At 51.9% G+C, this 12,653-nt stretch carries 9 protein-coding genes; 4 read left to right on the top strand and 5 right to left on the bottom strand.

The window, feature by feature from the left end:
- Nucleotides 1-160: 160 nt before the first annotated feature.
- From asnB to nagB, 5 genes are all read right to left on the bottom strand, one after another.
- The gene (gene asnB / locus AAEY27_RS15440) at nt 161-1,825 is read right to left on the bottom strand and encodes an asparagine synthase B (RefSeq protein WP_342321575.1); all 1,665 of its coding nucleotides are present in this window, start codon (nt 1,823-1,825) and stop codon (nt 161-163) included.
- A gap of 257 nt (nt 1,826-2,082) precedes the next feature.
- The gene (locus tag AAEY27_RS15435) at nt 2,083-2,835 is read right to left on the bottom strand and encodes an HAD-IIA family hydrolase (RefSeq protein ID WP_342321574.1); all 753 of its coding nucleotides are present in this window, start codon (nt 2,833-2,835) and stop codon (nt 2,083-2,085) included.
- Between the two features lie 41 nt (nt 2,836-2,876).
- Nucleotides 2,877-4,097, bottom strand: a complete 1,221-nt coding sequence (gene nagC, locus AAEY27_RS15430) for a DNA-binding transcriptional regulator NagC (RefSeq protein ID WP_342321573.1) — start codon at nt 4,095-4,097, stop codon at nt 2,877-2,879.
- Between the two features lie 11 nt (nt 4,098-4,108).
- A complete protein-coding gene (nagA, locus tag AAEY27_RS15425) occupies nt 4,109-5,257 on the bottom strand; it encodes an N-acetylglucosamine-6-phosphate deacetylase (RefSeq protein ID WP_342321572.1) in 1,149 nt (382 codons plus the stop codon).
- Nucleotides 5,258-5,320: 63 nt separating this feature from the next.
- Nucleotides 5,321-6,121, bottom strand: a complete 801-nt coding sequence (gene nagB, locus AAEY27_RS15420) for a glucosamine-6-phosphate deaminase (protein WP_342321570.1) — start codon at nt 6,119-6,121, stop codon at nt 5,321-5,323.
- 330 nt (nt 6,122-6,451) lie between these two features.
- On the opposite strand from nagB, the gene nagE reads away from it, so the two are divergent.
- The 4 genes from nagE to chiP all read left to right on the top strand — a co-directional run bounded on the left by nagE (nt 6,452) and on the right by chiP (nt 12,611).
- A complete protein-coding gene (gene nagE / locus AAEY27_RS15415) occupies nt 6,452-8,470 on the top strand; it encodes an N-acetylglucosamine-specific PTS transporter subunit IIBC (RefSeq protein ID WP_342321569.1) in 2,019 nt (672 codons plus the stop codon).
- 113 nt (nt 8,471-8,583) lie between these two features.
- Complete coding sequence (locus AAEY27_RS15410; RefSeq protein ID WP_342321567.1) at nt 8,584-9,015, top strand: hypothetical protein; 432 nt, start codon at nt 8,584-8,586, stop codon at nt 9,013-9,015.
- An 82-nt stretch (nt 9,016-9,097) separates the two neighbouring features.
- Nucleotides 9,098-10,765: a glutamine--tRNA ligase gene (gene glnS, locus AAEY27_RS15405; RefSeq protein ID WP_342321566.1), complete on the top strand. Its 1,668-nt coding sequence runs from the start codon at nt 9,098-9,100 to the stop codon at nt 10,763-10,765.
- Nucleotides 10,766-11,213: 448 nt separating this feature from the next.
- A complete protein-coding gene (gene chiP, locus AAEY27_RS15400) occupies nt 11,214-12,611 on the top strand; it encodes a chitoporin ChiP (protein ID WP_342321565.1) in 1,398 nt (465 codons plus the stop codon).
- The last annotated feature ends 42 nt before the right edge of the window (nt 12,612-12,653 follow it).

The following is a 12,653-nucleotide window of genomic DNA, read 5'->3' as shown; positions in this document are numbered from 1 at the left end:
CAGCGTCAATACCTTTTTCATCGAAAATTGCCGGAATGTGACTGTTTGGTTAGGTTGCGAACAGCATGACGCTTTATTCAGCAAAATTCGATTTTATGCGTTAAATCAGTGACACAAAAACAACAGGCCCCGCAGGGCCTGTAGGAATAAGCATTACTTATTAATAGGCTGACTGGTGAATACCCACTGCGCGTCCAGACGGATCGTTCATGGTTTTGAACGCTTCATCCCATTCGAACGCTTTAGCCGATGAGCAGGCAACAGACGGGCCGCCAGGCACGCATTCCGCGGCGCTTGTCAGCGGGAACAATTCTTCAAAAATTTCACGGTACAGATAAGCTTCTTTCGAGGCCGGTGTATTGTACGGGAAACGGTAGCTGGCGGTGGCCAGTTGCTGATCTGTTACCTGCTGCGCCGCCACTTCTTTCAGCGTGTCGATCCAACTGTAACCCACACCATCGGAGAACTGCTCTTTCTGACGCCATGCCACGCTTGCCGGCAGGTAGGATTCAAAACATTCACGCAGGATGTGTTTTTCCATTTTGCCGTTGCTGCCACACATTTTGTCCTGCGGGTTGATACGCATCGCGACATCGAGGAATTTTTTATCCAGGAACGGTACGCGAGCTTCCACGCCCCATGCGGACATCGCTTTGTTGGCGCGCGCGCAGTCAAACATATGCAACGCTTGCAGTTTACGCACGGTTTCTTCGTGCAGTTCTTTCGCATCCGGCGCTTTGTGGAAGTAGAGATAACCGCCGAACACTTCATCAGAACCTTCACCGGAAAGCACCATTTTGATGCCCATCGCTTTGATTTTGCGCGACATCAAATACATCGGCGTTGAGGCGCGAATCGTGGTCACGTCATAAGTTTCAATGTGGTAAATCACATCGCGGATCGCATCCAGACCTTCCTGCACGGTGAAATGAATTTCATGGTGCACGGTGCCGAGATGGTTAGCCACTTCCTGCGCGGCTTTCAGATCCGGCGCGCCTTTCAGGCCAACGGCGAAGGAGTGCAACTGCGGCCACCAGGCTTCTGATTTCTCCTGATCTTCAACGCGACGCGCGGCGAATTTCTTGGTGATCGCGGAGATAACGGAAGAGTCGAGACCGCCAGACAGCAGCACGCCGTACGGTACGTCCGACATCAGATGGCTTTTCACCGCGTCTTCCAGCGCCTGGCGCAGCTCGGCTTTATCCGTCACGTTGTCTTTGACGGCATCGTAAGAGAACCAGTCACGTTGGTAGTAAGAGCGGATTTCACCGTCTTTGCTCCACAGGTAGCTGCCCGCCGGGAACTCTTTAATGGTGCGGCAAACCGGTACCAGCGCTTTCATTTCGGAAGCAACATACAGGTTGCCGTGCTCATCGTGACCCATGTACAGAGGGATAATGCCAATATGATCGCGGCCAATCAGGTACGCATCTTTTTCACTGTCGTACAGAACGAAGGCAAACATGCCCTGCAATTCGTCCAGAAATTCCGGGCCTTTTTCCTGATACAGCGCGAGGATCACTTCGCAGTCGGAACCGGTCTGGAATGCATAGCGATCGCCGTATTCCGCGCGTAGCGCCTGGTGGTTGTAGATTTCACCGTTAACGGCCAGCGCATGTGTTTTTTTCTCGTTGTACAGCGGCTGAGCACCGGCGTTGACGTCAACGATGGAGAGACGTTCGTGAGCCAGAATCGCTTTGTCGCTTGCGTAAACACCGGACCAGTCCGGGCCGCGGTGGCGCATCAGGCGGGATAATTCCAGCGCTTTTTTACGTAATTCGGCTGCGTCGGTTTTGATATCCAGTACGCCAAAAATTGAACACATAGACTTCTCCGTTAACCTTGAGGGCATTGCTGTAATGTTGTGTGCTGGCAGTCAAAATGCCGCAAAAACGGGGGGCGGTGCAAGCCTTTTGCGGCGAGAAAATCAAAAAGTGCAATGGTGATTGCCGAATGCTGAAAAAAGCGTATGTATTGCGCTTCGCTATTGATGAATTCTCAAAATAATGCGCGTTTTATTGAATGGTGTGATTTTTTATCGGCGGTAAAAATAAAAAACCACGTCCGAAGACGTGGCCAGGTTCAGATAACATCAATTTCCGCGACGGAGGGGTAAATCCACGAAGGGCGGAACGGCATGCTGTCGATATCGTCGAGGCGCGAAACACCGGACAGCACCAGAATGGTTTCCAGACCCGCCTGAAAACCCGCCAGGATATCGGTGCGCAGGTTATCGCCGACAATCACCGTATGTTCTGAATGCGCCTGCATGGTGTTCAGTGCGGCGCGGATAATCCACGGACTGGGTTTGCCGACATAAAAGGGTTTGCGGCCCGAGATTTTTTCGATCCCGGCACAAAGTGCGCCGCAGGCCGGATAAAAACCGCGCCCGTGGGTGTCCGGATTGGTCGCGATAAAGCGCGCGCCGTTTGCCACAAAAAATGCCGCTTTGTGCATCATTTCCCAGTTATAGGAACGCGTCTCGCCAACGATGACAAAATCCGGGTTGATATCCGTAATGGTAAAACCGGCTTTATAAAGCTCATGAATCAGCGCGCCTTCACCGACGACATACGCTTTTTTCCCTTCCTGGCGTTTCAGGAAATCTGCGGTTGCCATCGCCGAGGTATAAAAGACGCTGGCAGGCACATCAATTCCGGCGGACGCAAAGCGGTTAGCCAGATCCTGGCCGGTCTGGGACGGAAAGTTGGTCAACAAAACCAGCGGCATCTCTTTTTCGAGGATCCGCGTCAGGAATTCGGCAGCACCGGGTACGGCAACGTTGTCGTGCATCAGTACGCCGTCGATATCACAGATTACATTTTTAATGGTCATGGACAGTCCGGATAAAAAATAAGTATTAACTATAAACCCTGTTAGTTTTCCAGCAAACGCTGGAGCAGCAGACCGTTCAGCATGGCACGTTTTACCAGCGCGAAAGCGCCGATGGCAGAGCGATGATCGAGCGTGGACGGCACCACCGGCAGGTTTTTGCGAAATGCTTTCAGTGCCTGCGTATTGATACACGCCTCAATGGCGGGCAGCAGCACCTTTTCGGCTTCGACAATTTCCCCAGCGATCACCACTTTTTGCGGGTTAAAAAGGTTAATAGCAATGGCGATGGTTTTGCCAAGATGGCGACCGACGTATTCAATGACTTCGCAGGCCAGCGCATCGCCTTTATTCGCCGCTTTGCAGATGGCTTTGATGGAACAATCCTCCTGCGTGAGGCGGCTTTGGTAGCCCTGTTCCAGCAAATGACGCACGCGTTGTTCAATGGCGGCATTGGCAGCAATGGTTTCCAGACAACCAAAGTTGCCGCAGTGGCAGCGTTCGCCCAGCGGTTCAACCTGCACATGGCCGATTTCGCCAACGTTGCCATTGCGACCAATAAAAATACGCCCGTTAGAGATGATCCCCGCACCGGTTCCCCGGTGTACGCGCACCAAAATAGAGTCTTCGCAATCTTGGCTTGCCCCAAAATAGTGCTCGGCCAGGGCCAGGCTGCGAATGTCGTGCCCTACAAAACAGGTTAAGTTGAAGCGTTTTTCCAGCGCGTTCACCAGACCCCAATTATCAACCTGGATATGCGGCATATAACGAATCACACCACTTTCAGGATCGACAAGGCCTGGCAAGATCACAGAAATGGCGATCAACTCGCGGATTTTGCGTTGGCTGGCTTCAATGAACAGGCCAATGATGTTGAGTAGCGCGTGTTCCAGCGTTTCCTGCGTACGTTCCGGCAGCGGATAGTGTTCTTCTGCCAGCACTTTGCTGCTCAGATCGTATAACGTGAGGGTCGTGTCGTTGCGCCCGAGACGAACGCCAATAGCCTGAAAATTGCGGGTTTCGGTAATGATAGAGATTGCGCGGCGGCCTCCGGTGGAGGCCTGCTGATCCACTTCTTTGATCAGCCCGCGTTCAATCAATTGGCGCGTGATTTTTGTCACGCTGGCGGGAGCAAGCTGGCTTTGTTCGGCAATCTGGATGCGCGAAATGGGGCCATGTTGGTCAATCAGGCGGTAAACCGCCGCGCTATTAAGCTGCTTTACGAGGTCAACGTTACCGATTTGAGCTTGTCCGCCTGATGTCATACCGTCTCTTTTTATGCAGTGGCGACCTCGTTGCCATTAACGATGGTCTTGATAATTTTATAATCGCGCGTGAATGCGGTGAGATTCGCCACTTTACCGACGGCGAGACTTCCCAATTTCTCGTCAACGCTAATGGCGCGAGCGGGGTAGAGAGTTGCCATACGCAGCGCTTCATCCAGCGCAATGCCGACATGTTCCACCAGATTACGCACCCCTTCGATCATCGTCAGGGCGGAACCGCTCAGCGTTCCGTTTTCGTCCACGCACAAACCATTTCGGTAGTATATTGTTTTGCCAGCAAAAATGAACTGATCAATATTTGCCCCTGCTGGCGCTGTTGCGTCAGTCACCAGGCAAAGTTTGTCGCCTTTCAATCGCTTAGCGTTACGAATATTAACGTAGTCGACATGTAACCCATCGGCAATCACGCCGCAGTAAACATCGGCATCATCCAGCACGGCGCCAGCAAGCCCTGGCTCGCGACCAGTGATATATGGCATCGCATTATAAAGGTGCGTTGCGAAGCTAATTCCGGCGCGGAAACCCGCTTTCGCCTCTTTTAACGTCGCGTTAGAGTGACCGGCAGACACCACGATGCCCGCGTCCGCCAGTTGGCGAATCACCTCGCAGCCCGCCATTTCCGGGGCCAGCGTGACTTTGGTGATCACATCTGCGTTTTGGCACAGGAAATCAACCAGCGCTGGATCCGGTTTACGGACGAAATCAGGATTGTGCGTGCCTTTTTTGACGATATTCAGCCACGGCCCTTCGAGGTGAAGCCCCAGCGCCTGATGAGGATATTTTGCCAGGTAGTCGCGCATCACCTGCACGCCCTGTTTCATTAATTCATCGCTGGTGGTGATAAGCGTTGGCAGGAAACTGGTGCAGCCGGATTTTTCGTTAGCGTGCTGCATGATCTCCAGCGTTTTGACGCTGACAGCCTCTGCGGTGTCATTAAACTGAACGCCGCCGCAGCCATTGAGCTGCACATCAATAAAACCGGGGGCGAGCAGGGCGCCATTAAGCGAGCGTTGTTCAATTCCCGTTGGGAGTTCTGCCAGTGGGCAAAGACGTTCAATCAGGCCATCGGCTACGACTAGCGCATGGTCATCCAGAATTTCATGGCCGGTAAAGATTCGGCAATGGGTTAAAGCATACATAACGACCCCCGGTTAACAATGAGTGCCGCTTCGCAGGATTTTCCTCGCGAAGCGGAAACAAACTTACAGACCTTTGATATTTTCCGCTTCTAACTCGTTGAAGTATTTCAGCGTTTTCACCTTGAGCTCCATGGTGGACGGCTCGTCGCAGACGATCACCGATTTCGGGTGCAGCTGTAAGCAGCTGATGGTCCACATATGGTTAACGTTGCCTTCAACGGCGGCTTGCAGCGCTTGCGCTTTCACGCCGCCCAGAACAAGGATCATCACTTCTTCGGCGTCGAGCAGCGTACCCACGCCAACGGTCAGCGCGTATTTCGGCACCAGGTTAACGTCGCCGTCAAAGAAGCGCGAGTTCGCCACGCGGGTGTCGTGGGTCAGGGTTTTAATGCGGGTACGCGACGCCAGAGAAGAAGCCGGTTCGTTAAACGCGATATGCCCATCGTTACCGACGCCGCCCATGAACAAGTGAATTTTGCCGTAAGAGCGGATTTTTTCTTCGTAACGGCGGCATTCTGCGTCAATATCAGGCGCATTGCCATCAAGCAGGTTAATATTTTCGGCCGGAATATCAACGTGATCGAAGAAGTTGCGGTGCATAAAGGTGTAGTAGCTTTCCGGATGCTCTTTCGGCAAGCCGACATATTCATCCATGTTGAAGGTTACAACGTGTTGGAAGCTAACCTGGCCCGCTTTGTGCATTTCAACTAACGCTTTGTAAGCGGTGAGCGGCGTACCACCCGTTGGCAAGCCCAGGATAAACGGACGGTCTGCGGTAGGTTTGAATGCGTTGATGCGGTTGACGATATGGCGAGCGGCCCATTTGCCGACTTGTTCAGCTGTCGCCAGGGGAATCAGTCTCATTATTCACCTCAAAAGTTTAATGACAAAAATTGGCGGAATGCATGCTGGCTCAGGGTTAAGCGTAACCTGGTTTCGTGACAGAGAAGGGAGCAATCCGCCTTGATATTTTTAATCATAAAATAAGTTTTCGTAGTTTGCCACTATGCAAAAGGGTTGTTGACAAGACTTAGTGATTTTAATCACAGAAAATAGGTGTTTAATTTGCGAAGCGAATTAATTTTTCACACACTCTGTCAGGTAGTGAAAAAATAACCGTGCGTTCAGGGTTAGTTACACAATAAAAAACGACTGTTTCAGTGAGCCTTAGTCCGGTTCATAGGGGGAATAAAAGTGAGTATTCTAGGTTATTTGCAAAAAATCGGCCGTGCGCTGATGGTGCCTGTCGCCACCTTGCCCGCAGCGGCAATTCTCATGGGGGTCGGGTATTGGATTGACCCGGTTGGTTGGGGTGGTGAAAACGCGTTGGCAGCGTTCTTCATTCAGTCTGGCTCCGCCATTATCGATAACATGGGTGTGCTGTTCGCGGTGGGTGTCGCTTACGGTATGTCCAAAGACAAAGACGGTGCCGCCGCGCTGGCAGGCTTCGTTGGCTTCCTCGTATTAACCACGCTCTGCTCACCTGCCGCCGTTGCCATGATTCAAAAAATCCCTGCGGATCAGGTGCCAGCTGCTTTCGGTAAAATCAAAAACCAGTTCGTCGGTATTCTGGTGGGGATTATCGCTGCAGAGCTTTATAACCGTTTCAGCAATGTTGAGCTGCCGAAAGCGCTCTCCTTCTTTAGCGGTCGCCGTCTGGTGCCGATCCTCACTTCGTTTGTGATGATCGTGGTGGCTTTCATCATGATGTTTATCTGGCCGGTAGTGTTCAGCGGCCTGGTTGGTTTTGGTGAATACATCCAGAAAATGGGCTCAATCGGCGCGGGCGTATATGCCTTCTTTAACCGTCTGCTGATCCCGGTCGGTCTGCACCATGCGCTGAACTCCGTGTTCTGGTTCGATGTAGCGGGCATTAACGATATCCCTAACTTCCTGGGCGGCGCGCAATCTATTGAAGCCGGTAAAGCGGTAGTAGGTATCACCGGTCGTTATCAGGCAGGTTTCTTCCCGATCATGATGTTTGGTCTGCCGGGGGCGGCGCTGGCGATTTACCAGTGCGCCCGTCCGGAAAATAAAGCCAAAGTGCTGGGTATCATGATGGCTGGCGCCTTCGCTGCCTTCTTTACGGGGATCACCGAACCGCTGGAGTTCTCCTTTATGTTCGTAGCGCCAGTGCTGTATGTGATCCACGCGGTACTGACCGGTATCTCTGTCTTTATCGCGGCGAGCATGCACTGGATTGCCGGTTTCGGCTTTAGTGCGGGCCTGGTGGATATGGTGCTCTCTTCGCGTAACCCGCTGGCGACCCAGTGGTGGATGCTTATCCCGCAGGGTCTGGTGTTCTTCGTCATCTATTATGTGGTGTTCCGTTTCGCCATCGTCAAATTCAATATGATGACGCCGGGCCGTGAACTTGCCGTTGCGGGTGATGAATCCGATGGTCAGGACGTGAACCTCAGTGGGTCTTCGGAACAAGATGTCAGCGGTCTGGCGCGTCAGTACATCGCTGCTGTTGGCGGTTCCGCTAACCTGACCGGTATTGATGCTTGCATCACACGTCTGCGTCTGAACGTCAACGACTCTTCGCTGGTCAATGAAGCGCTGGCGAAGCGCCTTGGCGCGACGGGGGTTATTCGCCTGAACAAAACCAGCGTGCAGATTATCGTCGGCTTTGTGGCAGAGAAAATTGCTAATGCGATGAAAACTGCCGGTGATGTTCCGGCTGCGGCCAGCGCGGCACCAGCCGCCGCACCGGCAGCTGCGGTAAAGCCTCAGGCGGTACCGAACGCGGCAGTGATCGCTGAGTTGGTATCGCCGGTGACAGGTGAAGTCGTTGCGCTGGATGACGTGCCGGATGAGGCATTTGCCAGCAAAGCGGTAGGTGACGGTGTGGCGGTGAAACCGACGGAGAAAGTCGTGGTTTCCCCGGCAGCAGGCACCATCGTCAAAATCTTCAACACCAACCATGCTTTCTGTCTGGAAACCGAAAAAGGCGCGGAAATCGTTGTTCATATGGGCATTGATACCGTCGCGCTAGGCGGACAGGGCTTTACGCGTCTGGTGGAAGAAGGCGCAGAAGTGGTCGCGGGTCAGCCGGTCCTCGAAATGGATCTGGAGTACCTCAACGCCAATGCCCGTTCGATGATTAGCCCGGTGGTGGTCAGCAATATCGACGACTTTAGCGGCCTGGTGATCAAGGCGCAGGGTCAGGTTGTTGCAGGCCAGACACCGCTGTACGACATTAAAGGCTAATTGCTCCTGAGTCGGCACAGTAGCCTTAAGCGGCGGGGGATTTCCTCCGCCGTTTTTTTTACCCTGCATTTAATCAGTGCCATACTCATGCCGCTTTGTTACAGAGGTAGCTAATGAAAGGGATAATTTGTTTTCTCTTAATAACGCTGGCGTTGAGTGGCTGTATACCGCGTTATGCAACAATTCGTCCGCATTATGGCGTTGATGTCCTTAATCTGGCCGGAGAACCAATCTCGACCGCGATGATGTGGCTGAATACCAGGCGTTCACCGCCAGGGTATTACCCCCCGCCGGAGCAGTTTCGCGCTGATTCCCGGGGGCATATTGAGGTAAAGAAAAAATCCCAGTGGGAGAAGATTATCTTCTTTATGCATGGAACCAATTTCTACTCGTGGGGTTGGTGCATTGAAGCGCCGGGTTATGTACCGCAAAGTGGAGAAGGTGATGAGATCAATAGCCCTGTTATCCTCAAGCCTGCCACGCAGATTTTGCGCTGCCCACAAGTACAAGCCGCGGCCGAATACCTTTCCAGGGAGCATCACTGATTTGTATAAGTAAAGGTTGTTTCCTGCGTCCTGTTATTAGATCATATGCCGTTATACGTTGTTACGCCTTGAGGAACCTGTGATGAGTGAGGCTGAAGCCCGCCCGACTAACTTTATCCGCCAGATCATTGATGAAGATCTGGCCAGTGGTAAACACACCACCGTCCATACCCGTTTTCCACCGGAGCCGAATGGCTATTTGCACATTGGCCACGCGAAATCCATCTGCCTGAACTTCGGCATCGCGCAAGATTACCAGGGCCAGTGCAACCTGCGTTTCGATGACACCAACCCGGTGAAAGAAGATATCGAATACGTTGAATCCATTAAAAACGACGTGCAATGGTTGGGCTTCAACTGGTCTGGCGACATCTGCTACTCCTCTGATTATTTCGATCAACTGCATCAGTACGCCATTGAGCTGATTAACAAAGGCCTGGCCTATGTTGACGAACTTTCTGCGGATGAAATTCGCGAATACCGCGGCACGCTGACTCAGCCGGGTAAAAACAGCCCGTATCGCGATCGCAGCGTGGAAGAGAACCTGGCGCAGTTTGAAAAAATGCGCGCTGGCGGTTTCGAAGAAGGTAAAGCGTGCCTGCGTGCAAAAATCGATATGGCTTCACCGTTTATCGTGATGCGCGATCCGGTGCTGTACCGTATTAAATTTGCCGAGCACCATCAGACCGGCAACAAGTGGTGCATCTACCCGATGTATGACTTCACCCACTGCATCAGCGATGCGCTGGAAGGCATTACGCACTCTCTGTGTACGCTGGAATTCCAGGACAACCGCCGTCTTTACGACTGGGTGCTGGATAACATCACGATCCCGGTTCACCCGCGCCAGTACGAATTTTCACGTCTGAATCTCGAATACACCGTGATGTCCAAACGCAAGCTGAACCTGCTGGTGACCGATAAGCACGTTGAAGGCTGGGATGACCCGCGTATGCCGACCATCTCTGGCCTGCGCCGTCGTGGTTATACCGCCGGTTCCATTCGTGAGTTCTGCAAGCGCATCGGCGTGACTAAGCAGGACAACACCATTGAAATGGCGTCGCTGGAGTCTTGCATTCGCGAAGATCTGAACGAAAACGCGCCGCGCGCAATGGCGGTTATCGATCCGGTGAAACTGGTTATCGAAAACTACCCGCAGGGCAGCAGCGAAATCGTTACCATGCCGAACCATCCGAACAAACCCGAAATGGGCACCCGTGAAGTGCCGTTTAGCGGTGAAATTTGGATCGATCGCGCAGATTTCCGTGAAGAAGCGAACAAGCAGTACAAACGTCTGGTGCTGGGCAAAGAAGTTCGTCTGCGTAATGCATACGTCATCAAAGCCGAACATGTGGAGAAAGACGCCGAAGGCAATATCACCACCATTTTCTGTTCGTACGACGCGGAAACCTTGAGCAAAGATCCGGCTGATGGCCGCAAAGTGAAAGGCGTGATTCACTGGGTTAGCGCGCAGCATGCAATGCCGGTTGAAATCCGTCTGTATGATCGCCTGTTCAGCATTCCGAATCCGGGCGCGGCGGAGGATTTCCTCGCAACCATTAACCCGGAATCGCTAGTTGTCAAACAGGGCTTCGCCGAACCGTCGCTGAAAGACGCCGAAGCGGGCAAAGCGTATCAGTTTGAGCGTGAAGGTTACTTCTGCCTGGACAGCCGTTATGCAACCGCTTCCAAAGCTGTGTTCAACCGTACGGTTGGCCTGCGTGATACCTGGGCGAAAATCGGCGACTAAGTACGTCAATCACAAGCTATTCCTTCTAAACGCCGCAACTTTGCGGCGTTTTTTTTGCTTATCCAATAAGCTGTTACATTTCTTAAATATTCGCGACGCGAATTAATATATCTCCTCCTTGATATTTTTTATTCCCTCTTAAAATGATTAGTAAGAATGAAATTGGTATAAATAAGAATGTAATCGTTATCATGTGATATTAAATTCTGCCTAATAACACCAATATTATTTATTTATCTGGTGTATGTAACAAAACGCCAGACCTTGCGAATAATGTGCACTCTGTCATAAACCCGCATTTTACTCATGAAATGCATTGATAATTCGCGTCGCGAAAAATAATCTTAAAAACGAAAGCGCGTTCGGGGTTGTCCGCAACTCTCTAAATATTGGTGTTTTTTTATCGCCGCCTGCGGCGAATTTTTTCTACATCTAGAAGGAATCACACATGCTTACGTTTTATGGCAAGCGGAGTGCGCTGGCATTGGCAATCGCCGGTGTTACAGCAATGTCAGGATGGACTGTATCTGGGCAGGCTCATGCTGCGGGTTTTATCGATGATTCCACGCTTACAGGCGGTATTTATTACTGGCAGCGTGAACGTGACCGCAAAGATATTCTGGAAAATAAATATAAAACCAACCTGGCACATTCAACCTGGAACGCGAATCTGGATTTCCAGTCCGGCTATGCTGCGGATATGTTTGGGCTGGATATTGCCGCTTTCACCGCTATCGAAATGGCAGAAAATGGCGATAGCGGGCATCCAAATGAAATTGCTTTCTCCTCCAGCAATAAAGCTTACAAAGAAGACTGGTCGGGGGATAAAAGCGGTGTCAGCTTGTATAAAGCGGCGGCGAAATTTAAATATGGCCCGGTTTGGGCGCGCGCCGGTTATATCCAACCAACCGGTCAAACATTGTTAGCGCCGCACTGGAGTTTTATGCCGGGCACGTATCAGGGCGCGGAAGCCGGGGCGAATTATGATTACGGCGATGCGGGTGCGCTGAGCTTCTCCTACATGTGGACCAACGAATACAAATCGCCGTGGCATATCGAAATGGACAAGTTCTATCAAAACGATAGAAAGACCAAAGTCGACTATTTGCACTCGCTGGGCGCGAAGTATGACTTCAAAAACGATTTGATTCTCGAAGCGGCTTTCGGTCAGGCAGAAGGTTATGTTGATCAGTACTTTGCGAAAGCCAGTTACAAATTTGATGTTGCAGGCAGCCCGCTGAGCACCAGCTATCAGTTCTATGGTACCCGCGACAAAGTCAGCGATGGCGGCGTGAATGATATCTACGACGGTACGGCCTGGTTGCAAGCGCTGACCTTCGGTTACAAAGTCGGTCAGGTTGATCTCCGCCTCGAAGGCACATGGGTGAAAGCGGACGGCCAGCAGGGCTTTTTCTTGCAACGTATGACGCCAACTTACGCATCTTCCAATGGTCGCCTGGATATCTGGTGGGATAACCGTTCAGACTTCAACGCCGACGGTGAAAAAGCGCTGTTCTTCGGTGCGATGTACGATCTGAAAAACTGGAACCTGCCTGGCTGGACGGTCGGTGCCTCTTATGCCTATGCCTGGGATGCGAAACCGGCGGATATGGCAACACCGGATGCTTATTACGACCCGAATTACCGCCTCAAAGAATCCTCTTACAGCCTGGATGCGATGTACACCATCCAGGATGGTCGCGCGAAAGGCACGATGTTCAAACTGCACTTCACTCAGTACGACAACCATTCCGACATCCCGAGCTACGGCGGTGGCTACGGCAACATCTTCCAGGATGAGCGCGACGTGAAATTTATGGTTATCGCACCGTTTACTCTCTTCTAATCCTATTTAATCAGTGTGTTGCCGGGAGTTCCCGGCAACTTT

This window comes from Kosakonia sp. BYX6 (assembly GCF_038449125.1).
GTDB classification, from domain to species: Bacteria; Pseudomonadota; Gammaproteobacteria; order Enterobacterales; family Enterobacteriaceae; genus Kosakonia; species Kosakonia calanthes.
This window is presented reverse-complemented; position numbering and strand designations above follow the sequence as displayed.

Excerpts from the sequence above, each read along its gene's own strand:
- asnB (WP_342321575.1), bottom strand. The coding sequence starts at position 1,825 with ATGTGTTCAATTTTTGGCGTACTGGATATCAAAACCGACGCAGCCGAA.
- AAEY27_RS15435 (WP_342321574.1), bottom strand. The coding sequence starts at position 2,835 with ATGACCATTAAAAATGTAATCTGTGATATCGACGGCGTACTGATGCAC.
- nagC (WP_342321573.1), bottom strand. The coding sequence starts at position 4,097 with ATGACATCAGGCGGACAAGCTCAAATCGGTAACGTTGACCTCGTAAAG.
- nagA (WP_342321572.1), bottom strand. The coding sequence starts at position 5,257 with ATGTATGCTTTAACCCATTGCCGAATCTTTACCGGCCATGAAATTCTG.
- nagB (WP_342321570.1), bottom strand. The coding sequence starts at position 6,121 with ATGAGACTGATTCCCCTGGCGACAGCTGAACAAGTCGGCAAATGGGCC.
- AAEY27_RS15410 (WP_342321567.1), top strand. The coding sequence starts at position 8,584 with ATGAAAGGGATAATTTGTTTTCTCTTAATAACGCTGGCGTTGAGTGGC.
- glnS (WP_342321566.1), top strand. The coding sequence starts at position 9,098 with ATGAGTGAGGCTGAAGCCCGCCCGACTAACTTTATCCGCCAGATCATT.
- chiP (WP_342321565.1), top strand. The coding sequence starts at position 11,214 with ATGCTTACGTTTTATGGCAAGCGGAGTGCGCTGGCATTGGCAATCGCC.